Raw genomic sequence first — 23,780 nt, 5'->3', positions numbered from 1 at the left:
TTCGGCAACGCGCATCAGGATTTCCGCGAGGAGCCATCGCGTCACGAAACTGCGAAGCTCCGCCGGCCATTACAGGAGACACCCATGCAACGTCGAATCATGCTGTGCGGGGCGTTCGTTGTCGCCGCTTCCGCCGCGATGCCTCTCGCGGCACAGGACAAGTGGCCCAGCAAACCCATCACCTACGTCGTGCCTTTCGGAGCAGGTGGGACCACCGACATCCTGGCGCGACTGGTCACGACCAAGGCAGCGACACCGCTGGGCACGAGCTTCATCATCGAGAACAAGCCGGGCGCAGGCGGAGGAATGGGAACGGACTTCACCGCGAAGGCGGCGCCGGACGGCTACACCATCCAGGGCGGCACCATCAGTTCGCATGCGATCAACGTGAGCCTGTATTCGAAGCTGCCGTACGACCCCATCAAGAACTTCCAGCCGATCACCATGATCGGGTCGATGCCGAACGTGCTGGTGGTGCGCGCCGACAGCCCGTTCAAGACCGTGCAGGATGTGGTCGCGGCGATCCAGGGCAAGCCCGGAACGATCAGCTACGCGTCATCGGGCAATGGCACGTCGCAGCATCTCTCGGGCGTGTTCTTCGAGCAGACCAGCGGCGGCAAGATGGTGCATGTGCCGTACAAGAGCAGTGCCGAGTCCTTGAATGGATTGCTGTCCGGCCAGGGTCCCGAACTGATCTTCGAGAACCTGGCGCCCGCGCTGCCGCAGATCAAGGCCGGCAAGCTGCGCGCGCTGGCCGTGACGTCCGAGAAGCGCGCCGCACAACTGCCGGAGGTTCCGGCGATCGCCGAGACCATGCCCGGATTCAGCGTGGTGTCGTGGCAGGCGATCTTCGCGCCAGCGGGCGTGCCGAAGCCCATCGTCGACAGACTCTCCGCCGAGTTGATCAAGGTCGTGAACGACCCCGATGTGAAGTCCAAGTTGCTGGAGCAGGGCGTCGAACCCGGCGGCATGACGCCTGCCGAGTTGGCGGCCTTTCAGAAGCTCGAAGTCGACAAGTGGGCGCGTGTCATCAAGGCGGCGAACATCAAGCTGGATTGAGTGCGGCGCTTGATGCGCAGGAGTGCGAGATCATCGCCGTCCATGCATCCACACCAAGGGCGCCGCTGGCGCTGGTTGCCCATCGAGGGCAGCTGGCGCTACCACCTTCTCCTCGCGGGCACGGGCATGTTCGTGCTGGGGCCGTTGGCCGGCGTGACTGCGGCCTACATGAACTTCTCGCTCGGCTTCTTCGTCGGCGGCCAGGTGCTTGCGGGTCTGCTCGGTTCCGCGGTCACCGCGGGCTACGGCGCAGCCGGGCGACACGGCGCCAACTACATCCAGACCGCCGCGGCCTCGGTGGCCAGCATGAGCGGGCTGGGCGTGCTGCTCCAGGCCATGGCGTGGATGGGCCTGCCGCAGCCGCCGGCCTGGCAGATGGTGCTGTACCTCGCCTGTGTCGGCATGTTCGGTGTCGGCGTGGGCATGCTCTACACGCCGGTGCTGGTGGATCGCATGCGGCTGGCCTTTCCTTCCGGGCTGGCGGTCGCCAACATCCTGCGGGCGCTGACTGACCCCTTGCTGTTGCGGCGTTCGGTGCGGCAACTCGGCGGTGGCGTGGCCGCCGGCCTGGTGGCGGGGCTGGCTTCGGCCCGCCTGCCGCTGCTGGGCGCGATCGGACTGTCCGCGTCCACCTTCGGCGCGGGGCTCGTCGTCGGCGCGCGCATCGGCATCCCCGCGGTGACAGGGAGCCTGATCGGCGTGCTGCTGCAGCCGTACTTCGTCTCGATCGGCTGGCTCCAGCCCGGGGACCCGCCGCGCAAGATCATGTTCCTCATTGCGCTGGGAACCATCATGGGCGCGGCGCTGGTGGACATGGCGCTGATCTTCGCGCGAGCCCTGCCGCGCGCGCGACGGCAGGCCGCAAGCAACGCGCCGACCCCTGCCGTCGACGACTGGCGGCGCGTCAACAGCGCGCGCCTCGTGGGGTGGGTGCTTTTCTGGGCAGCGGCTACGGTGGCCTGCGGCCATTGGCTGCTGGGACAGCCCTTGCTCTACCTCGCGGTGGCGGTGGCGCTGGTCTTTCTCTTTGCCCTGGTCAACGGCATCTCGGTCGGTGTCAGCGATTCCAATCCGATCTCCTCCGCCTTCGTCGTGACCATCGTCATCCTCGCGGCCATGGGCTTGCGCGATCCCGGCGTGGGCCTCATGGCCGGTGCGGTGCTGCTGGTGGCAACCAGCGTCGCCTGCGACATGCAGCAGGACCGCTCCACGGGCTGGAGGCTCGGCACCCCCCGCGTGATGCAGTTCCGCTACCAGGTGCTGGGCATCGTCGTGGGTGCCACGCTGGCGGTGGTCTTCGCGCGGTTGTTCATGGCGGCCTATCCGGTGCTGCTGCAGGACCAGACCGTGCTGAAGGCCGACCAGCAGCCGGCCGAATGGAGCTCGGCCATGACCTACAAGTTCGTGGGCGTGCTGCGCAGCCTCACCGACGACCTGCCGTTCCAGCGCACCGCCATCGGCGTGGGCATTGCGGCCGGCCTGGGCATCGAGGCGCTGCGCAAGTGGCTGCGGCCGCGCAGTTTCGTGCTCGATGCCATCGTGTTGCCTTCACCCTATGCGCTGTCTTTCGGCGGCTTTGTCAACCTGCCTACGGCGCTGTGGTTCGGCGCGGGCGGGGTGGCAGGCAGCCTGTGGTCGGCGCGCGCGCCCGCGCGGCGCGACGTACCGGAGGACATGAGCAGTGCTTCGTTGTTCGGCGGCGGGTTGATCGCCGGCGATGCGTTGGCGGCGGTGGGGATTGGCGTCGCCAGCCTGCTGGCAGTGCTGACCTAGGCCAACCCGAAGGAGAAATCAGCCCGCCTGCACGGCAACGAGCCAGAGCTGCGCGCCCTGCTGCGGCGTCGAGGCCCAGGTCACGTTGTAGGTGCCGGCCACGCTCACCTGCTTCACGGCAACCGCGCCTTGCACCAATGCACCGGAAGCCAGCACCGAGTCGATCACCGAGAAGCCGTTGTCGGGCACGGCCGTCTTGTCCTGGTCGACGCCCGCATCGCCCCACCACCATGCCACCAGCAGCGCAGGGCCGATGGTGGTGACACTGGCGCTGGTCAAGGGCTGGCCCGACAGCACCTCGCGCCACTGCACATCGCGCACGGAGCCGCCATTGGCGATCTCGACAACGCTCAGCGTCGTCTCGTCGGTGACCTTGGGCTTCGCGACGGTGACCACGTGGCCGGCCATGCCCCGGGCCTTCTCACAGGCATGCAGGCTCGTCCCCGAGCTTGGCCAGAGGGTGTAGATGTGCGGCGCGCCAAGCTGGACGAAGGCATTGCCCACGTTGTCCGTCGGCGCCGGGGCGGCAAGCAAACCCCGCCCGACGCAGGCCAACAGGGTGCTGCCGGTCGCGCGTGTGGACATGGCGGGTGTCGACAGCGACGAGGACGTCACGCCGTCGCGGTTGAAGTTGAGCGCGTGGGCGCCGAGGGCCGGAGCCGACGACGCGGGAGCGGGAGCGGGCGGTGGTGAAGACGGAGATGGCGGCGCCGGTGGCGGTGGTGGAACCGCGGCAGGCGCAGGCCCGGCAGCGGGACCTGGGGCAGGAACCGCCACTGCCGCCGTCCCGCCGGAGCCTCCGCCGCAGGCCGTCAGCGTTGCGCTTCCGGAGGTTATGCCGATCGCCGTGAGCGCCCACATGCGATGCAGCAGGTCGCGGCGCTCGTTCAGCAGTGCAAGGGCTGTGCTGTCGGAGGGGGCGTTCATGGAGGCACTCCGTTTCTCCTGGGCTTGCGATTGTGAAACAACGCGCCTGGCGAACCAACCCACGTCCGCCGCGCGGTGCCGCGCCCTCGGCGTGCGCGCGGGAGCGCGTGCTATCTTCTTCGGCCATGAATCGCTCGATCCGCCACCTCTCGTTCGTCGCGTCGCTGTTCGTCGGCGCCACGTGCCCCTCCCTGCATGCCGCCGAACTCGCGCCGGCCACAGCCACCCAATACGCACAGGCCACATTCCGCGACTACTTCGAACTCCTGGCGCTGCCCAACGACGCCATCGTGCCGGCCGACATCCGCAAGAACGTCGAGTGGCTCGAAGCGGCCTTCCGCAAGCGCGGCTTCACCACGACGCAGCTGGCCAACGAAGGCAAGCCCATGCTCTTTGCGGAGCTGCCGGGCAGCGACCCGAAGCGCAAGACCGTGCTCTTCTACATGCACCTGGACGGCCAGCCGGTCATCCCTGAGCAGTGGGCACAGAAGAGCCCCTGGGTGCCCGTGCTCAAGCGCAAGACGGCCAAGGGCGATTGGGAAGAGATCGACTCGGCGCAGCTCTTCAGCGGCCCGCTCGATCCCGAATGGCGCGTGTTCGGACGCTCCTCGGCCGACGACAAGGCGCCGATCATGATGTTCCTGGCCGCCATCGACGCCCTGAAGGCAAGCGGCGACAAGCTGGGCGTGAACGTCAAGGTCGTGCTCGACAGCGAGGAAGAAAAAGGCTCGCCCTCCATCGGCAAGGTCATGCTCGCGCACCGCGACCTGTTGCGCAGCGACGCGATCGTGATCCACGACGGCCCCATGCATGCGACCAACCGGCCCACGCTGATCTTCGGCAACCGCGGCGCGGCGATGGCCCGGATCACCGTGTACGGCGCCAAGGTGTCGCTGCACAGCGGCCACTACGGCAACTACTCGCCGAACCCGGCGCAGCGCCTCGCCACGCTGCTCGCGTCGATGAAGGACGACACCGGTCGCGTCTCGGTCCCGGGCTACTACGACCACGTGAAGCTCGGCGACGCGGAGCGCAAGATCATGGCCGCCGTACCGGACGACGAAGCGGCGCTGAAGAGACGCCTCGGCATTGCGCGGACGGACCAGGTCGGCGCCAACTACCAGGAAGCCATGCAGTACCCGTCGCTCAACGTCCGTGGCATGTCGTCGGCGGCGGTGGGCGACAAGGCCGCGAACATCGTTCCCGACCAGGCGGTGGCAGAACTCGACCTGCGCACCACGCCGGATTCGAATGCGGCCTACCTCGGCAAGCTGGTCGAGGCGCATATCCAGAAGCAGGGCTACCACCTCGTCAAGGGCACGCCCACCGACGACGACCGCAGCCGCTACGAAAAACTCGCCAGCTTCGCCATGCAGACCGAAGGCGGCGATGCGGCCGGCACGCCGATGGATTCAGCCGTCGGCAAGTGGGCCTACACGGCGATGGTCGACACCTTCGGTGCCAAGCCGGAACCGGTGCGCATCCGCATGATGGGCGGCACCGTGCCCACCGCGGAGATCGTCGGGGCGCTGCAGGTTCCCTTTGCGATCGTGCCGCTGGTCAATGCCGACAACAACCAGCATGCGAGCAACGAGAACATGCGCATGGGCAACTACGTCGATGGCGTGCGGACCATTTACAGCCTGATCACGCATCCGTTCACGGGGCCCTGAAGCCGTCCCGGCGGGGACGCGCCACTAGCCACACTTCGGCGCGCAGACGAGGTGGTTCTTGCCGAGGAAGCGCTTCGAAGTCATCGCCGTGCGAAGTACGAACTTGCCGCACTTGAAGCACGACATCATGGATTCGGCGCGTGGCGTGGTGATGATGGAGCCTGGCGCCTTCTTGAGGTAGCGCAGGCCATCCTGGGTGAGTTGAGTGTCGGACATAGGGGGGCACATTTTACCCGGGAACAATTCGATACAAGCGGGGAATGGTGCTTTCGGTGAAGGAAAATGCAGCCCCCTCCACCGACAAGCACCACATGCCCAAGCTCGACGACCCCCTCCACGACGCCGAGATCGGTTCCCGCGACAGCACGATCGACACCACGCGCATCGACGACGTCCGCATCGGCGCGGTTCGTCCGCTGATGACGCCGGCGCTCCTGCAGGAGAGGGTGCCGGTGCTGGACACCACGCTCGCGCTGGTCGAGCAAAGCCGCGCGGCGATCGCCAACATCCTGCATGGTCGTGACGACCGGCTGATCGTCGTGGTCGGACCTTGCTCGATCCACGACCACGACCAGGCCATCGAATACGCCCACCGGCTGAAGAAGGTGGCCGACGATCTGGAAGACGACCTCCTGATCGTCATGCGCACCTATTTCGAGAAGCCGCGCACGACGGTGGGCTGGAAGGGCTACATCAACGATCCGCACCTCGACGGCAGCTTCGCGATCAACGAAGGCCTCGAACGCGCCCGGCGCCTGCTGCTGGAGCTGACGCTGCTGGGGCTCCCCACCGGCACCGAGTTTCTCGACCTGCTGAGTCCCCAGTTCATCGCCGACCTGATCGCCTGGGGCGCCATCGGCGCCCGCACCACCGAGAGCCAGAGCCATCGCCAGCTCGCCTCGGGGCTCAGCTGCCCGGTGGGCTTCAAGAACGGGACCGACGGGAGCATCAAGGTGGCTGCCGACGCCATCCTTGCCGCGCGGGCTCCGCACGCGTTCATGGGCATGACCAAGATGGGAATGGCCGCGATCTTCGAGACCCGCGGCAACGACGACTGCCACGTGATCCTTCGCGGCGGAAAAGCGCCGAACTATTCGGCTGCCGACGTGGCTGCGAGCTGCGCGGCGCTGCGTGCCAATGGGCTGGCCGAGCAGGTCATGATCGACGTCTCGCACGGCAACAGCAGCAAGCAGCACCAGCGGCAGATCGCCGTGGCGCACGACGTGGCGGAGCAGATCGCCGCGGACGACTCGCGGATCACCGGCGTCATGATCGAAAGCCATCTGGAGGAAGGCCGGCAAGACCTGACGCCGGGCGTGCCGCCCAGGCACGGCGTCTCGATCACGGATGCGTGCATCAGCTTCGCGCAGACAGTGCCCGTGCTGGATGATCTGGCGAGTGCGGTGAGCCGCCGGCGGAAGAGCCGATCCGGGTGAGGTGAGATCGGCTCGAGCCTCAGGGGCGCGACGGCCCGGTTGCCTTGGCAGCCCGTCGATAGGTCAAGATCATGGCGGCCAGGCCCGCGAATGCGCCGATCGCGGCGGCAAGCGCTGCCGTGAACAGCAGCCCCGGCACATCATCGTCCGCCGCAAGCACTGCCAGCACCATCGTCGCGGCCCAGAGAGCGCCCCAACGAAGGATGTACATGTCCATGTACGTCTTGAGCCAGACGTTGTTCCGGTGCCGGATCGCCTCGGCCTGCGCGGGCGAAGCATCTGCCGGCACCTGCTCCAGCAGGCTGGTGGGCGACCAGAAGCGTTTCCAGATCGACGGTGTGTGGGCCGGTGGCGAGGTCATCGGGGCTGAGGTTACCCCGTTGCGGACGCCGCTGAGCCGAGATGTCTAGAGCAATGTCCGCAATCGGCGCTGGGCGCGGTCGAGTCCGACGACCAGGCGATTTTCGATACTTTCCGCCTCCGTGATTCGCTCGTCGAACCACGCGGCATCCATGCATCCGACTTGGGACATCTTCTGCATCATGACGCCGATGAGGGCGTTCTGATCCGTGATCAACCCGTCCCAGAGGTCGATATCCGCCTGGGCGCCTTGTATTTCTACATAGCTGGCCGTCATCGTTTGTCTCCTGCGCGCTTGGCTGCATAGGCGTAGCGCGTCAATTTGCGAACAGGGAGGAGGCCATCGTTCGATGGCCTCCCCGGCTACCACGAGGCCTGTCTAGGCCAGGTCGAACCGGCCAAGGTTCATCACCTTGGTCCAAGCGGCGACGAAGTCCTTCACGAACTTCTCCTGCGCGTCCGAACTGCCGTAGACCTCGGCCACGGCACGCAGCACCGAGTTGGAGCCGATGGCCAGGTCCACGCGCGTCGCACTGCCCTTGCGCTCGCCCGTCGTGCGGTCAACGCCCTCGTACACATTGTTCTCGCCGGGCACGGGCTTCCAGGTCGTGTTCAGGTCGAGCAGGCGAACGAAGAACTCGTTGGTCAGCGAATGCTCCTTCTGGCTGAAGATGCCGTGCTTGGTGGCGCCGACATTCGCGCCCAGCGCGCGCATGCCGCCCACCAGCACCGTCATCTCGGGCGCTGTCAGCGTCAGCAGCTGGGCCTTGTCGACCAGCAGCGCGTCCGCGGGAACCGCATAGTCCTTCTTCAGGTAGTTGCGGAAGCCGTCCGCCACGGGTTCGAGCACCTTCATGGCTTCCACGTCGGTCTGCTCCTGCGACGCATCCATGCGGCCAGGGGTGAATGGCACCGTCACGTTGTGACCGGCGTTCTTCGCGCCCTGCTCGACGGCTGCGCAGCCGGCCAGCACGATCAGGTCGGCCATCGAGATCTTCTTGCCGCCGGATTGCGCCTTGTTGAACTCACCCTGGATGCCTTCCAGCGTCTGGAGGGCCTTGGCCAGCTTGGCCGGCTCGTTGACTTCCCAGTCCTTCTGAGGCGCCAGGCGGACGCGGCCGCCGTTGGTGCCGCCGCGCATGTCGGAGCCGCGGTAGGTCGCAGCCGACGCCCAGGCCGTCAGCGCGAGGTCGCTGACCGAGAGGCCCGATGCCAGGACCTTGGCCTTGAGAGCCGCGGCGTCCTTGTCGTCGATCAGGGGATGATCGACCTTCGGGATCGGGTCCTGCCAGAGCAACTCTTCCGTCGGCACTTCCGGGCCGAGGTAGCGCGAGCGCGGACCCATGTCGCGATGCGTCAGCTTGAACCACGCGCGCGAGAACGCGTCGGCGAACTGGTCGGGGTTCTCCAGGAAACGCCGGGAGATCTTTTCGTAGGCCGGGTCGAAGCGCAGCGAGAGGTCGGTGGTCAGCATGGTCGGCAGGCGCTTCTTCGACTTGTCGTGCGCATCCGGAATGTCCGGCTGCGCGCCCTTGGCTTGCCACTGCCCAGCGCCAGCCGGGCTCTTGACCGGCTCCCATTCGAACTTGAACAGGTTCTCGAAGAAGAGGTTGGTCCACTTCGTCGGCTGCTGGGTCCAGGTGACTTCCAGGCCGCTGCCGATCGCGTCGCCAGCGATGCCGCTGGCATGGGTGCTCTTCCAGCCCATGCCCATTTCTTCCAGGTCATTCGCTTCAGGCGCTGAGCCGACGAGCTCGGCCGGACCGGCGCCGTGGGTCTTGCCAAAGGTGTGACCGCCGGCGATGAGGGCGACGGTCTCCTCGTCGTTCATGGCCATGCGCGCGAAAGTCTCGCGGATGTCGCGAGCCGCCGAGACCGGGTCGCCGTTGCCGTTCGGACCTTCGGGGTTGACGTAGATCAGACCCATCTGCACCGCAGCGAGCGGGTTCTCCAGGTCGCGGTCGCCGGTGTACCTCTTGTCTTCGAGCCAGGTGGTCTCGTTGCCCCAGTAGACGTCCTGGTCGGGCTCCCAGGTGTCGGGGCGGCCGCCGGCGAAACCGAAGGTCTTGAAGCCCATGGACTCCAGGGCCACGTTGCCAGTCAGGATCATCAGGTCGGCCCACGAGATCTTGCGGCCGTACTTCTGCTTGATCGGCCACAACAGGCGCCGCGCCTTGTCGAGGTTGACGTTGTCGGGCCAGCTGTTGAGCGGCGCGAAGCGCTGCTGGCCCCGACCGCCGCCGCCACGTCCATCGCCGGTGCGATAGGTACCGGCGCTGTGCCAGGCCATGCGGATGAACAGAGGCCCGTAGTGGCCGAAGTCCGCCGGCCACCAGGCCTGCGAGTCCGTCATCAGCGCACTCAGATCCTTCTTCAGCGACTCGTAGTCGAGGCTCTTGAACTCCTTCGCGTAGTCGAAGTCCTTGCCCATTGGATCGGACTTGGAGGAATGCTGATGAAGCAGGTCGACTCGCAACTGGTTAGGCCACCAGTGTTGGTTGACGGTGCCGCGGCCCACCGCATGGTGGACGGGGCACTTGGCTTCAGGGTTCTGGGTCATCGGGGTCTCCAGTTCGTTGATTGGGAACTTTGCATTCTGGTGCTGCACGGACGGATGGCGCAAATGCTTTGTCTATGACGGCCATAGTGCATTCCCACGTTGACGGGCCTCTGTGTCGCGATCGTGGCAGACAGGGCGAATGCTGTAACTTGATGTTGCGCGCTTCACGAATGGATGAGCGACGGGCGGCGCTTGAAGTAGTCCACCACATGCTGCCTGGTGCTGATCCGTGCAACTTCAGCTGCAGGATCCTGGCCGAATCGCCGCGCCGAACCCGCGACCAGGCTCAGCTGAAGATCGTTCGGCTCCGCGCCCATCGGTGTGAGCGAAAGCGGTGCCGAAACGGGCGCGATATCCGGCAGATCGGTTCGCGCGACGTCGAGCGTGATGAGCTGGGCAAGCGTGGGGGCGTGGGCGATCCGCGCGCTGGTGAGCATGTCCTGATCGCTGATCCCGAGCCAGTCGCGCAGCGTTGCGAGGATCGAGGTGTGGTCGTAGGGCGCGGTTCGATCGGACCGGAAGACCGTCCCCTTGGCAATCAGCGGAGAAATCACGACCGTTGGCACGCGCACACCGAAGCGATCGAACGCGAAGACCTCCGTGCCCTTCGCGTCCGGCGGTGTGGCATTCGTCGGCGGCAACACATGGTCGTAGCAACCGCCGTGCTCGTCGTAGGTGATCACAAGCAGCGTTTGCCCCCATCCGGGAGACGTGCTCACCGCGGTCCAGATCTCGTAGAGGAGGGCTTCCCCTGCGTTGACGTCATGCGGCGGGTGCTGGTCATTGGGATCGAGGACGAAGCGCGGCTCGATGAATGAATACTGGGGCAGCGTATTGCTGGCGCAAGCATCCACGAACGCCTGAAGACCATGGAAGTGGCCGTCCAGCCAGGGATCCCACAGCTTCGGGAACATGATTCTGGTGAGCGACGGCGCAATCAGCGCATCGCTGTAGACGCCCCAGGTCGCACCCATCGACTTCAGGACATTGAAGATGGTCGGAACATTCCAGCAGAGCGGGTCCGGCACCGTTCCGTTGTTCACGTTGCCGTTGGACGTTCCCGCATGGGCGAAGGCGCGATTCGGCCAAGTCTGGCTGGGCACCGACGCAAACCATGCATCCGACACGGCATAGTGCTTGGCCAGTTTCGAGAGAACCTGCAATTGCGCCGTGCTGTGCGCTTCCATGATCTGCGCCGGATTGGCTCCTTGCACCGTCGCGTAGTTGATGGCGAAGCCACCCATGGGCACAAAGGGCTCGGCGACCGCGTCGGGCCCATCTGCGCCGTAGATCTGGAAGGTCACGTTGTCGAAAGTCTCCTGGGGATCCGGGTCCGGCGTCGTGGAACTTGAAGCCGACGTGGTGACCGGAATCGTCGCGGGCGGTGGTTTGGGCGACGGATTCGACATGCCGGGGTCGAGGCCATTGAAGGTGGGGGAACTGTCCCGTGGCAGCACCGCCAAAGGCCCGCTTTGGCCGGCGGGGTAGAGCCACCCCAACATGTTGTCGAGTGAACGGTTCTCCATCATGACGACAACGATGTGCTCGATCTTGGAAAGAGACATGGTTTTCCTGAAGAGTTTTAGGGCACGCCGGACCATAGGGCGGTGGCCCGCCGGGCGCATCGAACTTTTTGTGGAGGACTCGCTGCCTGCGCTCTTTTCTTTCAGTCCTCAAATCAGGGGACGACTGGCGATGCACGTCCAGCTATGGTCCGATGCCCTTCGACCGGACGCCGCACGATGCCCTCTATCGAGAATGGCGACAGCCTTGCTGCCATCAGCCGCAGGCAATTCACGCAACTCCTCACGGGGAGCTCTCTTGGCTGGATGGCAGGCTGCGCAACCCCGCAGTTGCCGAGTCGGCCTGAGTGGCTGAAGCCGGCCGTCCGCAAATCATCGGCAGCCCCGAAAAGTTGCATCGACGTCCACGCGCACTTCTTCAATGCCACCGACGTTCCGGTGCGCGGGTTCCTGGAAGGGCCCGTCGCGCATGAAAAAGGCGGAATCATCGGAAGGCTCATACGCCTGCTGGGCCCTGTCGCCCAAGCGCTCGCAGAGATTCCGCCGACCGCGAGCGAGGAGTTCGAGAGCCTGACACGAATGTCCGCGCAGCCGGGCCTTCTTGACGCAAGGAGCAGACCGGATGTGCTCGAAAGCACAGTCCTTGCGGAGCAACAAAGAATCTCTTCGCTCTTCTACGGCATCGTTCGAAATCAGCCGTTCGAGAAGGAATACAACAGCATCGTCGAGACGCGACGCCGGGCACGCCCTTCCGACCGTTCTTTCCTCGAACTCAATGAAAACCTGAATCCTTCATCTGTCGCCAACGCCATGGCATTGGGAAAGCGACCGCGCGCTCTGCCGGATGAAGTCCGGGCCATGCTCGCCAAGGAACCCTACCCCGAGGGAGTCCTGGCGTTTGTCGGCTGCATGTTGTCACCCAGGTGGATGAACGTGCGCGAGTTTGGCGAGGCTTACAGCTCGGCGCCAGGTGCCTTCGGGATGGACCACGCCTTCGGTGCGCTGGTCGACTTCGAAAAATGGCTGGAGCCGGTCCCACGTTCCGGCCAGGATGACCAGATCAGGCTGCACCTCCTGTTGTCTCAGCTATCGGGCGGCTATATGCGCCCCCTCGTTGGCTACAACCCCTGGAGGGACATCGAGGAGCAGGGTGGGGCCACAAGGCGTGTCGTCGAAGCCGTCAAGCATGGCTTCGTCGGCGTGAAGATCTATCCGCCCAACGGCTTTCGCCCATTCGGCAATCTGCCGGCCGACTTGCCCCGCGGTGCCCGCCGGCCCTCGGCACAGCAACTCAATGATGTCCTTGGGAATTTCTGGGACCAGTGCATCGCCAACAACATCCCCGTGATGGCGCACGGAGGCGCATCGATGGGTTCCGACGATGCACACAACAAATTGGCGGGACCCGAAGGTTGGGAGGCCATCCTCATGCGAAATGGCAACGCCCAGCCACCGAGGGCCAACGTCGGCCATTTCGGCGGCGACACCGACCAGAACGGCTGGACCCAGCGCTTCGCGAAGCTGATGGGGATACCCGAAGGCTCGGGCTTCTACGCTGACCTCGGCTATTGGGACAAGCTATCTTGCTCGAACGGCCAGGGGTGCGCGGTCGCGCAGGGCAAATTGCGCGCCGTCCTTCAAATGCCCAATGTCGCCAAACGCGTGATGTACGGCAGCGACTGGCACATGCTCGTCCAGGAGCGTGACTGGTGGTCGTACCCCTTCGACATCGCGGAAGCGACGAAGGGCATGGCAGTCTCCCCGCAGGATCTTTTCGGGGGCAATGCCGCCGCTTGCTTTGCTTCGACGCTCGGTACGCCTGCGCCTTGATGTTCGGTCGGCAGAGCCGCATCAGCGGCGTTTGCCTCGCAGGCGCTTCCCGCGGCCTTCACGCCTCGCCGGGCTTCCAGTCCGGGCTGTAGCCGCCAAGCGCGGGGTGGTACATCTCGTCCCCGTCATGCTGGGTGAACTCGACATTGAGTCGGTTCTCCTGCAGGTGGAGTATGTCCACGCAGTGCTGGCAGAGCGCCTTTGCCAGTTCCATCCGCAGCTCGGCAGGGCGTCCTCTGCGGATGTCCAGCATGAGCATCGAGACGGGGGTCGGCTCGTCCCCCACTTCCGGTATCCGCCAGACCCCGCCCGCGCCCAGCTCACGGATGGCGACGCTGATTCGCCGGATGTCCACGGACATCATCTGCGCGTACGTCTCGCTCATCGCCGCGGCCAGCTGCTTCTTGTCGCTTTCGGAATAGCTGCGGGTCACGTCCAACTGCAGGTATGGCATAGGAACTCGATTCGACGAAGGCTGGAGAGTCCGATTCTGGCCGGATGCTGCCGGATGCGAAAGGGCACGATGCCCATCCGGCATTGGCCCTTCTCAGTCCCAGATGAGCCCGTTCTCCAAACGATGCTTTTGCCGTTCGCATGCGCTCGACAGAATGCCTGCCTATGACTTCAGCAAACCCCATCGCCAAATTCGACCATTCGCGAGCCGCAGAGTACGAGACGCAAAGCCGTATTGCGCTCGCCGGCTACGACGCCTGCCACGAACTCTCCTCATGCCTGCTGTCCGCTTCGCTCGGGTCCGAGGCAAAGGACGTACTGGTCGCCGGCGCAGGAGGCACTGGCCAGGAGATGCTCGTCATGGGCAGGCTGGAACCCCGGTGGACATTCGTTGCGGCGGACCCGTCCGTCCCGATGCTCGACCAGGCGATGGAACGCGTGGAGGGCGCAGGGCTTTCCAATCGCGTCGAGCGGTTCAACGGGGCCATCGAATCGCTCCCCGTGACGCGCAAGTTCGATGCCACAACACTCATCGGAGTCCTGCACCACATTCCCAGCGATGAAGGAAAGGACACGCTTCTGCGCGAACTGGCCGAGCGTCTCCATCCGGGCGCACCGCTTGTCATCGCGTGCAATCGGTGCGTCTATGAATCGCAGCCCTTGTTTCTGGAGGCGTGGGCGTGCCGCTGGCGCATGGCTGGCGCGAGCGAGGAAGAGGTCGCTGCAAAGCTTGCCAAGATTCGCCTGGGTGCCGTCCCTCCGGCCTCCGAGGCTGAAGTGGAGGCGAAGCTCGCTGCGGCTGGCTTCGACAATCCGCTGCGCTTCTTCTCCAGTCTCTTCTGGAGCGCGTGGATTGCCTTCAAGAGCACCAGTTCCGTCTAGAGGTTGGGCCGTCTATCGAAGGTGCCAGATGGCTTCCCGCACGACGCCAATGACGACGCCGTCGCCCAGCGGCCGGGTCTTGAACCGCTTGTTCAGCGGCTTCAGGCACGACACTTCGTCGATCAATACGAGTTGCTTGAACGTCGCCTGCTTCGCACGGTTCTGGACGATCACGAAATCGCCATGCCGGGCTTTCATGTCTGGCTCGATCACGACGACGGTGCCCGGCGGAAACGAATTTGCGCCCTTGCCTCGCATGCTTTCGCCGTGAACCCGCAGCGCAAAGGTATGCCGCTGGACGTCAACGGTGACGGACACGGTTTCCAATTCGCTGTGAGGGCCGAAGTTGTCGATGCTGGCAAAGCCGCCGGCCTCCACCGCCGAAAGAACCCGCACGCCGCGACGACGCCATTTGCCCGAGGGTCGAGGTCCTCCTGAGAGCAATTCGTCGATCGACATGCCGAGCAGCCGTGCGACCGTCGGGCGGTGGCTGCGATTGGGGGCCGTTCCGTCGGGCCGTTCCCATTGCTGCACGGCGGCCCGCGTCACGCCTGCCGCCCGGGCGAAGGTGCCGACACTCATGGCAAGCTTCCGGCGACCTTCGGTGATCAGCTCGCGAACGTTTTTCCGATCGAAGGCTGGCGTGCGGAAGGCCGAAAAGCAGACGGGGCAGACTTGCTCTTGGTCCGAGGGGGAAGCCATGGTGGATTGTGATGGCTGTGCACTCTTCCATCCGTCATTGGCGACGTCGTCCTACCCCCGCAAGAAAGCCTATCGTGGAATAAACTTCTATCCAACGCCACCAGTAGTCTTCGGCCATGAGCAGCCATCGACTGATCCGGGAAGGGCGCCGGAACCTTGGAATGAGCGAACAGCAATTCGCTGACGCTGTAGGAGTCAGTCGAGGAGCGGTCCAACAATGGGAAAAGCCAGGCGGTACGGCGCCCAAAAGAAGCAACCAGCATCGCGTTGCAGAGTTGCTGGGGATTTCCGTGGCCGAGTTGGTGTCGGGCGGCTCGAACATCGGCCAGGGAATTGCCATGCGCACTGAAGTGCCGCTGGTGTCAGATGTCGAGGCAGGCGACTACACCGTCATCGACAATTTCAAGCCGAAGGGCAAATTCGACACGGTGCCGGTGTCGGTACCCGTCAAGCGCCATACCTACGCGCTCGCAGTCCAGGGCGACAGCATGGTGAGTGAAGCGGGCGATTCGTTTCCGCCGGGCTCGATCATCGTCGTCGAGCCCGAATTGACCGCCGTGCCGGGCGACTACGTCATCGCGCTGAGCGGCGACGGAGCCACCACCTTCAAGCAGCTCGTCAGGGACGGCGGCGACCTGTATCTGAAGCCTCTCAATTCGCGCTACCCGATCAAGCCGCTGGATGGTGCGAGGGTCGTGGGCGTCGTGCGCGAGTTCAGCAAGCGGTTTCGCTAAGTACCCTTGACGCCGCCGGGGCGGTGGATAGATTGAATATGCGGTGCTATATTTTCTAGCCCCCCCCCTTGAAGCGGCGACCGAAACCGGGATTTCAAGACGTGGATCCACGACGGCTGAGAGGTCATGGCCCAAGCTTCGTATTCGCAGTTGCGCCGCGCACCCATCCCCAAACGCGGTTCGCATCATGGACAGCTGTTCGTCCATGCCGATCAGCTATGCGTGCGAGGGCCGTTTCGGGCGCCACCATCCGATGATCGACATTCCCTTTGAAGATCAGCTACTGACGTTCAAGACCCGCCTTCAGCATGGCCTGGACTCAGCGCTGGAACTTCTGAATGACCGGACGGGGTTCCGTTACACGGCACTGCACAGGTTTCACGTCGGAGCTTTGATACCTGTTTGCGTTTTTGATCGTTTCGGCGAGAACCGCGCCTATCTGCAAAGCGCCTTGCTCCTGAACGAATTGGGGAACCTCACGCTTGCAAACGGCGAGTTTGTCTCGTCGGATTGCAGCCAGGACGGTCGCCTCGAGGCACACATCAGCCCGATCATCTCGTACTGCGGGCTGGTGCTGATGCCAATGGACGGGCCCGCGTGCGGGGTGCTGTCTCACTTCGCCATGGATCGCTGCGAAATGAAGCCATGCGAGATCGCATTCATGCGCGCGGTCTCGCCCCTGTTGGTGAACTTCGTGGACTAGCTGACCGTACGGCACGAGAACCGGCCCTTCGCGCCGGCGATCGGCAAGAAGGCGGCGGCCTGCACGTTGTAGGCGCACGCTGATTGCACGGTCTGCCGGCGCGACAGATCATCCGCGGAACCCAAGGGCCACCCGGCCACGGGCTTCGGCCGTGAGTTCGAACCGTCGCGGTTCACCTCACCATTGACCACACGGCGAGGGGCAGCTGATATGAACCTGATGAGCGTCGACCTTTACCAAAGCGCCACGAATCCGAACAAGTTTCTGGCAATCCCGGCTGGAGTCGATCCCATGGAACTCATGGGTCCGATGACCTTCGACAAAGACTATGCCGAGGTCGTCCGATACCACGAGGGCTTCCAGTTCGATCCGGCCGAATCCTATGCAGGGGTCAACGCGGCCAAGATCGCGGCTGACATCCTGACCGTGAAGTGGGCAACCTACCGCCGAGCCAATCCCTCTCGACGGTCGAGACTGGCTGGCGAATCGCGTTGAGTTGGCCGCCCGAGCGGAAGCGCGGGGCCGACAGCCGCCGGAGCGACCCGCGCTCAACTCCCTGGATGCTGCAGCAGTTCGACTTCCTTCAGCCGTTTGAGCGCGTCTTCCTGCTTCAACAGTCCGTAGTTGATGCCGCCGGCGTTCAATGAACTGCCGGCTTGGTAGGGGTAGTCGGCGAAGTCCGAGAAGAATCGCTTCACCTCGGCCTGAATGGGCACCAGCAACCACATCTGGCGGGCGATGAAGTCGAGCGCGCCGCCTCCATCCTCGATGCCACGCTCGTAAGGGTCCATGCGCAGGTTCGTGATCATGGCCCACGCCGAGACCGAACGCACCCCGGTCGCGATGTTTCCGTGCTGCGTCGCGAAGCTGACCTTCCAGTCGCGATACCGCAGTGCGTTGAGGTTGCCGGCCTGATCGAAATAGAAGACAGACTGGCGTGGCGCTTCCTTCTCCTTGCCCTGGAAGTACGGCAGGAAGTTGTAGCCGTCCAGGTGCACCTTGAATTTCTTCTTGCCCAGCGTCATGCCCTTCGCCAACTGCTCCTTGACGTCGGGGACGCCGGCCGCGGCGCACAAGGTGGGGAACATGTCGATCAGCGAGATCGGGTCGTTGTAAACCGTGCCTGGCTTGATCGTGCCGGGCCAACGTATCAGCATGGGAATGCGAAGCCCACCCTCCCAGGTCGATCCCTTTTCGCCTCGGAACATGGTCATCGCGCCATCCGGCCACAAGGCGAGCTCGGCGCCGTTGTCAGTGGTGTAGACCACGATGGTGTTGTCGTCGAGCCCCAGGTCATCGAGCAGATCGAGGAGCTGGCCGACATGACCATCGTGCTCGACCATGCCGTCGGCGTGCATGCCCTTGCCGGTCTTGCCGAGAGACTCCTTCTTCAAGTGCGTGAAGACGTGCATGCGAGTCGTGTTGAACCAGACGAAAAATGGCTGTTCGGCCTTGGCGCTCTTGGTGATGAAGTCCTTGGCTGCACCGAGAAACTCCTCGTCGACGGTCGGCATGCGTGCGGTGTTGAGCGGGCCCGTATCTTCGATTTTTCCGCCTGCGACCGAGCGGATCACGCCTCGCGGCCCGAATCTCTTCTTGAACTCCGGGTCCTTCGGATAGAAGTAGCCCTCGGGCTCTTCTTCGGCGTTGAGGTGATACAGGTTGCCGAAGAATTCGTCGAAGCCGTGGTTGGTAGGGAGATGCTGGTCCTGATCCCCGAGATGGTTCTTGCCGAACTGACCGGTCGCATAGCCCTGTGTCTTCATCACGTCGGCGATGGTCGGCATCCAGTCGGTGATGCCATGGGGGTCGCCCGGCATGCCGATGGTCAGCAGGCCAGTGCGAAAGGGTTCCTGTCCAAGGATGAAAGACGCACGGCCCGCCGTGCAGCTCTGCTGGCCATACGAGTCCGTGCAAAGGGCGCCCTCGTTGGCGATGCGATCGATGTTGGGCGTTTGATAGCCCATCAAGCCGCGCGTGTACGCGCTGATCTGCGGAATACCGATGTCGTCACCGAAGATCACAAGAATGTTCGGCTTGTCAGAAGCCGCTTTGGACGCCCTTGTTTTTGAAGCATTTCCGGTAGCCATGTGGTGACACTCCTTTTTCGATAGAGACGGTGGTACGAAACAGGCATTTGCGGCCGCCTGCGTTGCCGTTTGCCGCCCGAGCGGTCATGAAGCGGAGGCCGTACAACGGCCGGGGAGAGGCGCTTGCAATCTGCCTCAGCCGGCCTTTGGCGGCGTCGCCGCATCGGGTTCGACCAGCATGAGCGGGCGCCCGGCCAGTAACAGCCAGATGGGCAAGATCGCCACACAGAGAAGCGGCAACAGGTCCGTGCCAGGGATCATCACCACACCCATGAACAGGCTCAGCCAGCCGTCGCGAGTGACGACCAGCGTGAAGCCGAGGACCGAACACGCGACGGTGAGCGCGCCCGGCACCGACGGGAAGACCTGATGGACCAAAAGCCCAAAAGCCACGCCGACGAACACCATCGGGAATATGCGCCCACCGCGAAATCCGCAGGTGCCCGAGATCAGGATGGCCAGCAGCTTGATCACGACGATCATCGCCATCGCGGAGACGGAATAGTCGCCGGCGGTGCTTGTCAGTTCCTTCATCTCGCCCAGTCCCTTGAACATGGTGATGGGGCCGCCGACGATTCCCAGCAGGCCGAGCAGGAAACCGCCCGCGGTCATGGCGAGGATCACGCTTCGCATGGACTTGAAGAGCCTGTGGAAGATCGGGAAAAGCCAGACCGCCACCATGCCGATCGCCACGGCCGCCATCGCGACCAGAACGCCGATACCAATGTCGGCGAGCGTCGGCTGCGTGTACGGCTGAATCGGCAATGCGAAGCTCAACTCCTCGAACTGCGACATCGTCAGTCCACCCGCGCCCGCCGCCACCAAGGGTCCGAACAACTGGTCCCACACCGGCTTGTCCTTGTCGCCAGTGACGACCATCTCGGAAAAGAGCAGTGCTGCCGCGACCGGCGTGCCGAACATCGCGCCGATCGTCCCGGCTGCGGCCAGCATGACCCAGCCCGTGGTCTGTACGCGCGGCATGAGCTTGGTGCCGATGGCGACGACGATGCCCACGATGGTGGCAATGATCGGGTTCTCGGGGCCGAGGCTGACGCCGCCCGCCAGCGCAATGATCAATGCAAGCACCAGGCCGGGCAGCACGAACAACGGCGTAGGTTTGCCGAACAGTTCGATGGTGGCAGGGTCGGGGCCGGCATGCCCCGGAAAGAAGCGCACGATCAATCCGACGACGAGCCCCGTCAAGGTGAGCATGCCCAGTACCCACCACCACGTCGTCGCGGTAGCGCCAAAGCTTGGCGGCAAGGTCTGCCACAGGAACTTCTGAAGCAGACTCGCGGCTGCCACGACGACAACAAGGATGATTGCTGCGCCAATGCCGACGACGATGGCAGGGAGGCCTACCGTCAGCATCGAGCGTTCTCGCTTTGTCGTGATGTCGAAGGGACTTTCGTGCGCCGCCATGAGCATCTCCTTGTCCAGTCGTCGTCGGACCGCACGCTTTCGCGGCTACAACTTCGTTTCGCTTTTCACAACCAACTACCGTGATCGGTTGCGCAAAGTCGCTCCATCATCCTTCAGCAAGAGGTTCGGCGGTATTGCACCTTGGTGCAGCGAAGGGCCTTGGCGGGCGCGGAGCCGCTACTTCTCGACCACAACGACATCGCCGAACGCCAGAGCGCGTCCCGCGACACCAGAGACCTCCAGGCGTGCGACCGGCTTGCCGCTCTCTTTTTCGACAAGCCGTGAGTGGCGCTCGCCGCGGCGGAAGAGGTTGCCTTCACCCCATTGCCTCAGACCAACGATGACAGGGAAGAGCGCTTGCCCCTTGGGCGTCAGAACGTATTGGTGGTACGCCGTGCCGTCGGAGGCCGGCCGGGACTCCAGCACGCCTTCTTCCACCAGCGCCTTGAGTCTGCTGGCCAGGATGTTGCGAGCGACGCCCAGGCTCGCTTGAAAGTCGCTGAACCGACTGACCCCGTCGAACGCATCTCGCACGATCAGCAGCGACCATCGGTCGCCGATGACGTCCAGCGCCCGCGCTACGGGACATCTGGCCGTGTTCATCCGCTTTCGTTCTGCCATCAGCATCTCCGGGCAGCAACAGGCCGCCTTCTGGTTGCATTTTAAAACCGAGAGACTAAACTCGTTCTGGTTTTAAATTGAAACCAGAAAATCATGCCCACACTCTCTCCAACCAGTTCCTCGGCCATGCCGCGGAAGCTGGTCGCGCTCTTTGCCTGCACCAGCGGCGCCAGCGTCGCGAATGTGTACTTCGCACAGCCATTGCTCGATAGCCTCGCGGTGGACTTCGGCGTCGCACCAGCCGCCATCGGAGGTGTGGTGACGGCCACCCAGGCCGGGTCGGTGCTCGCCTTGTTGCTGCTCGTTCCTTTGGGCGACCAGTACGACCGCCGGCGACTCGCCCGCCTTCAGCTGATGGGCCTTGTCCTCGCTCTTGGCAGCGTAGCCATGGCTCGCAGCACCATCGCCTTGATGGCAGGCATGCTCGCTGTCGGCCTTCTCGGTACTGCGATGACGCAAGGGATGATTGCGTATGCGGCGAGCACCGCTGCCCCCCGTGAACGCGGGCGCGTTGTCGGGGCCGCGCAAGCGGGAGTGGTCGTCGGACTGTTGCTCGCAAGAGTCTGGTCGGGCCTCGTTGCGGATTGGGTCGGCTGGCGCGGTGTGTACGTCGGTTCCGCGGCCGTGATGGCTGCACTCGGTGCGCTGATCTGGAGGCAGTTGCCCGCACAGCCGGCTACAGCCTCGCGTCTCCCCTACATCCAGCTCGTACGGTCGACGTTGGGCCTGTTGCTGACGGACCGGGTGCTCAGAACTCGCGGCACCCTGGCCTTGCTGATGTTCGCTGTCTTCAGCATCTTCTGGAGTGCTCTCGCGTTGCCGCTGACGGCGCCACCCCTGTCACTGTCGCATTCAGCTGTTGGCGCGTTCGGTTTGCTTGGCGCCGTCGGTGCGTTCTTCGCCGGGCGAGCAGGACGGTGGGCCGACCAGGGTTGGGGCCAGCACACCAGCGCGGCTGCACTCGTGCTGCTGCTTCTGGCATGGATACCCCTCGGCTTCACGCAGTCCTCCCTGTGGTGGCTGGCTGCCGGCATCTTGCTGCTCGACGTAGGCTGCCAGGCCCTGCACGTCACCAACCAGGCGATGATTCTCCGAAGGCCGGCCGAATCGCATGGTCGCCTGATCGGGTGCTACATGTTGTTCTACGCCGTGGGCAGCGGGGCGGGCGCGATTGCATCGACCGCCGTGTACGCGCACGCCGGCTGGTCTGGAGTGTGCATTCTGGGAGCCTCCGTGAGTGCGGTTGCACTCGTCGTCTGGACCGCGACTTTGCCGCATCCTCGTGCGAGTGCGGAATGCGTGCGGTCGTGAAGCGCTGTGGCTCTTGAGCCATGCTTCGCCGGAGACGCTTGCCTAACGCCTCCAGGTTGCGGCTTGAAGCGCAATGGGAAGCGGGAGGGACACGAGTCTGCCCTTGGGGTCGCCACTGGCTGTGACGGGCAGCGCGCACAGCAACGCGAAGGTCGGCTTCTGCGCGCATTGCTGTCGTACGACGGGCGCTGGCGAGGGGCGGGCTAGGGCCCATAGCCGTCGGTCGCCTCGAAGGACCGCTTTCGCGAAGCCGCTACGTCCGCAACGGGCTGCGGATTCAACCGGTCGATGCAACACACTGATGACTGCCGTTGGCAGAAGGAGTGTTGCAGATGGCCTACCGGACGCGAACCTACTACACAGACAGCCAGAAGGCATTGATGTGGGAGCGATGGCGGCAGGGGTGGACCCTGCATCAGATCGCTCAACTGTTTGATCGGACACACACGTCCGTACAGAAGATCTTGTCCCGTACGGGCGGCATTCGACCACCGGAGCGAACTCGTTCATCGAGGGCGCTGACGCTGGTCGAGCGCGAGGAGATCTCGCGTGCCATGGCGACTGGGTTCTCGATTCGCTCGATCGCGTTGATCCTCGGGCGAGCGCCATCCACCATCAGCCGCGAGATCAGGCGCAACGGTGGTTCAGGGTGCTATCGGGCGGCGCAGGCCGACCAGGCAGCCTGGGATCGGGCTCTTCGACCCAAGCGCTGCAGGCTGGCTGAGAACCGGGAGCTAGCCCGCATCGTGACGGAGAAGCTACGGCTGCAATGGTCTCCGGAGCAGATTGCCGGTTGGCTCAAGCATACTTATTCGAGCGACGAGACCTCTCACGTGTCCCACGAGACCATCTACCGCAGCCTGTTCATTCAAGCCCGCGGGGCCTTGAAGAGGGAGCTGTTGCAGCATCTCAGACGCACCCGGGGCATGCGCCGCTCACGCCAGTACACGCAGAAGACAGACGTCCACGGAAGAATCGTCGACGCGGTCTCCATCAGCGAGCGGCCAGCCACGGTCGAAGATCGAGCAGTTCCCGGTCACTGGGAAGGCGACTTGCTCTTCGGAAGCGCCAACAGCCAGATCGCCACGCTCGTTGAGCGCCAGACGCGATACGTGATGTTGGTCAAGCTGGATGGCAAGGACTCCCAGACCGTCGTCACCGCACTCATCAAGAACGCCCGCAAGCTGCCACAGGAGCTCTACAAGTCACTGACCTGGGACAGAGGCACGGAGATGCACGCTCACAAGAAGTTCACGTTGGCCACCGACATCCAGGTGTACTTCTGCGATCCGCAGAACCCATGGCAGCGTGGCAGCAACGAGAACACGAACGGATTGCTCAGGCAGTACATGCCGAAGGGCATGGACATCTCAGGGTTCTCACAGCTTCAACTCAACGCGATCGCGAGACAATTGAACGAGAGACCGCGCAAGACGCTCGGCTTCCAGACACCCGCTGAGATGTTCAGCGAATGTGTTGCATCGACCGGTTGAATCCGCAGCCCGAAGCCGTCCTTCGGTCATCTCCGAAGCAGACGCTCGGGCGTTTGCGTTCAGCTCGCTATGCCACGTCCGACCTGTGGCGAATGCCAGTGGCATCAACACGGCAGACCCACTTGACGCCCCCCGTCCAGGCGTCATGACCCGGGTTCCTTTCGACAATGCCATCCGCAATCAGCTCGTCTGGTCGCCCTTCAGCGTCCACATCGGCTTCGCACACTC

The 23,780-nt window shown here is 64.2% G+C and carries 22 protein-coding genes; 11 read left to right on the top strand and 11 right to left on the bottom strand.

The window, feature by feature from the left end:
• The first annotated feature begins 84 nt into the window (after positions 1-84).
• On the top strand, positions 85-1,059 hold the full coding sequence (locus QTH90_RS10760; RefSeq protein WP_286664545.1) for a Bug family tripartite tricarboxylate transporter substrate binding protein: 975 nt from the start codon (positions 85-87) through the stop codon (positions 1,057-1,059).
• 42 nt (positions 1,060-1,101) lie between these two features.
• Complete coding sequence (locus QTH90_RS10755) at positions 1,102-2,832, top strand: OPT/YSL family transporter (RefSeq protein WP_286664544.1); 1,731 nt, start codon at positions 1,102-1,104, stop codon at positions 2,830-2,832.
• 18 nt (positions 2,833-2,850) lie between these two features.
• Here QTH90_RS10755 and QTH90_RS10750 read toward each other — a convergent pair whose 3' ends face one another.
• Positions 2,851-3,759: a hypothetical protein gene (locus tag QTH90_RS10750; protein WP_286664543.1), complete on the bottom strand. Its 909-nt coding sequence runs from the start codon at positions 3,757-3,759 to the stop codon at positions 2,851-2,853.
• A gap of 125 nt (positions 3,760-3,884) precedes the next feature.
• Between QTH90_RS10750 and QTH90_RS10745 the strand changes: the two genes are divergently transcribed.
• Complete coding sequence (locus QTH90_RS10745; RefSeq protein ID WP_286664542.1) at positions 3,885-5,432, top strand: M20/M25/M40 family metallo-hydrolase; 1,548 nt, start codon at positions 3,885-3,887, stop codon at positions 5,430-5,432.
• Positions 5,433-5,456: 24 nt separating this feature from the next.
• Here the strand turns inward: QTH90_RS10745 and QTH90_RS10740 are convergent, their stop codons facing one another.
• Positions 5,457-5,648 carry a hypothetical protein gene (locus QTH90_RS10740; protein ID WP_286664541.1) on the bottom strand — a complete coding sequence of 64 codons (192 nt, stop codon included), beginning with the start codon at positions 5,646-5,648 and terminating at the stop codon, positions 5,457-5,459.
• 95 nt (positions 5,649-5,743) lie between these two features.
• On the opposite strand from QTH90_RS10740, the gene QTH90_RS10735 reads away from it, so the two are divergent.
• Positions 5,744-6,868 (top strand): 3-deoxy-7-phosphoheptulonate synthase, encoded by a 1,125-nt coding sequence (locus QTH90_RS10735; protein ID WP_286664540.1) that lies wholly within the window; start codon positions 5,744-5,746, stop codon positions 6,866-6,868.
• Positions 6,869-6,887: 19 nt separating this feature from the next.
• On the opposite strand, the gene QTH90_RS10730 is transcribed toward QTH90_RS10735, so the two are convergent.
• The 4 genes from QTH90_RS10730 to QTH90_RS10715 all read right to left on the bottom strand — a co-directional run bounded on the left by QTH90_RS10730 (position 6,888) and on the right by QTH90_RS10715 (position 11,389).
• The gene (locus tag QTH90_RS10730) at positions 6,888-7,229 is read right to left on the bottom strand and encodes a hypothetical protein (protein ID WP_286664539.1); all 342 of its coding nucleotides are present in this window, start codon (positions 7,227-7,229) and stop codon (positions 6,888-6,890) included.
• A gap of 45 nt (positions 7,230-7,274) precedes the next feature.
• Entirely contained in the window at positions 7,275-7,505 is a 231-nt protein-coding gene (locus tag QTH90_RS10725; protein ID WP_286664538.1) for a hypothetical protein, read from the bottom strand.
• A gap of 102 nt (positions 7,506-7,607) precedes the next feature.
• Positions 7,608-9,788 carry a catalase/peroxidase HPI gene (gene katG, locus QTH90_RS10720; protein ID WP_286664537.1) on the bottom strand — a complete coding sequence of 727 codons (2,181 nt, stop codon included), beginning with the start codon at positions 9,786-9,788 and terminating at the stop codon, positions 7,608-7,610.
• A gap of 164 nt (positions 9,789-9,952) precedes the next feature.
• Positions 9,953-11,389 (bottom strand): alkaline phosphatase family protein, encoded by a 1,437-nt coding sequence (locus QTH90_RS10715; protein ID WP_444814721.1) that lies wholly within the window; start codon positions 11,387-11,389, stop codon positions 9,953-9,955.
• A gap of 6 nt (positions 11,390-11,395) precedes the next feature.
• On the opposite strand from QTH90_RS10715, the gene QTH90_RS10710 reads away from it, so the two are divergent.
• Complete coding sequence (locus tag QTH90_RS10710) at positions 11,396-13,141, top strand: amidohydrolase family protein (protein ID WP_286664536.1); 1,746 nt, start codon at positions 11,396-11,398, stop codon at positions 13,139-13,141.
• A gap of 58 nt (positions 13,142-13,199) precedes the next feature.
• Here the strand turns inward: QTH90_RS10710 and QTH90_RS10705 are convergent, their stop codons facing one another.
• The gene (locus QTH90_RS10705) at positions 13,200-13,595 is read right to left on the bottom strand and encodes a tautomerase family protein (RefSeq protein ID WP_286664535.1); all 396 of its coding nucleotides are present in this window, start codon (positions 13,593-13,595) and stop codon (positions 13,200-13,202) included.
• Between the two features lie 164 nt (positions 13,596-13,759).
• Here QTH90_RS10705 and QTH90_RS10700 point away from each other — a divergent pair, with 164 nt between their 5' ends.
• Positions 13,760-14,476, top strand: a complete 717-nt coding sequence (locus QTH90_RS10700) for a class I SAM-dependent methyltransferase (protein ID WP_286664534.1) — start codon at positions 13,760-13,762, stop codon at positions 14,474-14,476.
• A 12-nt stretch (positions 14,477-14,488) separates the two neighbouring features.
• Here QTH90_RS10700 and QTH90_RS10695 read toward each other — a convergent pair whose 3' ends face one another.
• A complete protein-coding gene (locus tag QTH90_RS10695) occupies positions 14,489-15,178 on the bottom strand; it encodes a LexA family protein (protein ID WP_286664533.1) in 690 nt (229 codons plus the stop codon).
• A 116-nt stretch (positions 15,179-15,294) separates the two neighbouring features.
• Between QTH90_RS10695 and QTH90_RS10690 the strand changes: the two genes are divergently transcribed.
• From QTH90_RS10690 to QTH90_RS10680, 3 genes are all read left to right on the top strand, one after another.
• Positions 15,295-15,912, top strand: coding sequence for a LexA family protein (locus QTH90_RS10690; protein WP_286664532.1), 618 nt, complete (start codon positions 15,295-15,297; stop codon positions 15,910-15,912).
• A 205-nt stretch (positions 15,913-16,117) separates the two neighbouring features.
• A complete protein-coding gene (locus QTH90_RS10685; protein WP_286664531.1) occupies positions 16,118-16,615 on the top strand; it encodes a hypothetical protein in 498 nt (165 codons plus the stop codon).
• 210 nt (positions 16,616-16,825) lie between these two features.
• Positions 16,826-17,110 carry a hypothetical protein gene (locus QTH90_RS10680; protein WP_286664530.1) on the top strand — a complete coding sequence of 95 codons (285 nt, stop codon included), beginning with the start codon at positions 16,826-16,828 and terminating at the stop codon, positions 17,108-17,110.
• Between the two features lie 53 nt (positions 17,111-17,163).
• On the opposite strand, the gene QTH90_RS10675 is transcribed toward QTH90_RS10680, so the two are convergent.
• From QTH90_RS10675 to QTH90_RS10665, 3 genes are all read right to left on the bottom strand, one after another.
• Positions 17,164-18,705 (bottom strand): arylsulfatase, encoded by a 1,542-nt coding sequence (locus QTH90_RS10675; protein WP_286664529.1) that lies wholly within the window; start codon positions 18,703-18,705, stop codon positions 17,164-17,166.
• Positions 18,706-18,840: 135 nt separating this feature from the next.
• Complete coding sequence (locus QTH90_RS10670) at positions 18,841-20,127, bottom strand: ion channel protein (RefSeq protein ID WP_286664528.1); 1,287 nt, start codon at positions 20,125-20,127, stop codon at positions 18,841-18,843.
• A 177-nt stretch (positions 20,128-20,304) separates the two neighbouring features.
• A complete protein-coding gene (locus tag QTH90_RS10665) occupies positions 20,305-20,748 on the bottom strand; it encodes a winged helix-turn-helix transcriptional regulator (protein WP_286664527.1) in 444 nt (147 codons plus the stop codon).
• A 93-nt stretch (positions 20,749-20,841) separates the two neighbouring features.
• Here QTH90_RS10665 and QTH90_RS10660 point away from each other — a divergent pair, with 93 nt between their 5' ends.
• Both QTH90_RS10660 and QTH90_RS10655 read left to right on the top strand, forming a co-directional pair.
• Positions 20,842-22,059 (top strand): MFS transporter, encoded by a 1,218-nt coding sequence (locus tag QTH90_RS10660; protein WP_286664526.1) that lies wholly within the window; start codon positions 20,842-20,844, stop codon positions 22,057-22,059.
• A 332-nt stretch (positions 22,060-22,391) separates the two neighbouring features.
• Positions 22,392-23,552, top strand: a complete 1,161-nt coding sequence (locus tag QTH90_RS10655; RefSeq protein ID WP_286664525.1) for an IS30 family transposase — start codon at positions 22,392-22,394, stop codon at positions 23,550-23,552.
• Positions 23,553-23,780 lie beyond the last annotated feature (228 nt).

This window comes from Variovorax flavidus (assembly GCF_030317145.1).
GTDB classification, from domain to species: Bacteria; Pseudomonadota; Gammaproteobacteria; order Burkholderiales; family Burkholderiaceae_C; genus Variovorax; species Variovorax flavidus.
This window is presented reverse-complemented; position numbering and strand designations above follow the sequence as displayed.

Bases quoted from the DNA above. Each gene is read 5' to 3' on its own strand.
- QTH90_RS10655 (WP_286664525.1), top strand. From the start codon at position 22,392: ATGGCCTACCGGACGCGAACCTACTACACAGACAGCCAGAAGGCATTG.
- QTH90_RS10700 (WP_286664534.1), top strand. From the start codon at position 13,760: ATGACTTCAGCAAACCCCATCGCCAAATTCGACCATTCGCGAGCCGCA.
- QTH90_RS10725 (WP_286664538.1), bottom strand. From the start codon at position 7,505: ATGACGGCCAGCTATGTAGAAATACAAGGCGCCCAGGCGGATATCGAC.
- QTH90_RS10755 (WP_286664544.1), top strand. From the start codon at position 1,102: ATGCATCCACACCAAGGGCGCCGCTGGCGCTGGTTGCCCATCGAGGGC.
- QTH90_RS10730 (WP_286664539.1), bottom strand. From the start codon at position 7,229: ATGACCTCGCCACCGGCCCACACACCGTCGATCTGGAAACGCTTCTGG.
- QTH90_RS10745 (WP_286664542.1), top strand. From the start codon at position 3,885: ATGAATCGCTCGATCCGCCACCTCTCGTTCGTCGCGTCGCTGTTCGTC.
- QTH90_RS10715 (WP_444814721.1), bottom strand. From the start codon at position 11,389: ATGGTCCGGCGTGCCCTAAAACTCTTCAGGAAAACCATGTCTCTTTCC.
- QTH90_RS10665 (WP_286664527.1), bottom strand. From the start codon at position 20,748: ATGGCAGAACGAAAGCGGATGAACACGGCCAGATGTCCCGTAGCGCGG.
- QTH90_RS10660 (WP_286664526.1), top strand. From the start codon at position 20,842: ATGCCCACACTCTCTCCAACCAGTTCCTCGGCCATGCCGCGGAAGCTG.
- QTH90_RS10680 (WP_286664530.1), top strand. From the start codon at position 16,826: ATGAACCTGATGAGCGTCGACCTTTACCAAAGCGCCACGAATCCGAAC.
- QTH90_RS10705 (WP_286664535.1), bottom strand. From the start codon at position 13,595: ATGCCATACCTGCAGTTGGACGTGACCCGCAGCTATTCCGAAAGCGAC.
- QTH90_RS10695 (WP_286664533.1), bottom strand. From the start codon at position 15,178: ATGGCTTCCCCCTCGGACCAAGAGCAAGTCTGCCCCGTCTGCTTTTCG.
- katG (WP_286664537.1), bottom strand. From the start codon at position 9,788: ATGACCCAGAACCCTGAAGCCAAGTGCCCCGTCCACCATGCGGTGGGC.
- QTH90_RS10675 (WP_286664529.1), bottom strand. From the start codon at position 18,705: ATGGCTACCGGAAATGCTTCAAAAACAAGGGCGTCCAAAGCGGCTTCT.
- QTH90_RS10760 (WP_286664545.1), top strand. From the start codon at position 85: ATGCAACGTCGAATCATGCTGTGCGGGGCGTTCGTTGTCGCCGCTTCC.
- QTH90_RS10750 (WP_286664543.1), bottom strand. From the start codon at position 3,759: ATGAACGCCCCCTCCGACAGCACAGCCCTTGCACTGCTGAACGAGCGC.
- QTH90_RS10740 (WP_286664541.1), bottom strand. From the start codon at position 5,648: ATGTCCGACACTCAACTCACCCAGGATGGCCTGCGCTACCTCAAGAAG.
- QTH90_RS10690 (WP_286664532.1), top strand. From the start codon at position 15,295: ATGAGCAGCCATCGACTGATCCGGGAAGGGCGCCGGAACCTTGGAATG.
- QTH90_RS10685 (WP_286664531.1), top strand. From the start codon at position 16,118: ATGCCGATCAGCTATGCGTGCGAGGGCCGTTTCGGGCGCCACCATCCG.
- QTH90_RS10735 (WP_286664540.1), top strand. From the start codon at position 5,744: ATGCCCAAGCTCGACGACCCCCTCCACGACGCCGAGATCGGTTCCCGC.
- QTH90_RS10670 (WP_286664528.1), bottom strand. From the start codon at position 20,127: ATGGCGGCGCACGAAAGTCCCTTCGACATCACGACAAAGCGAGAACGC.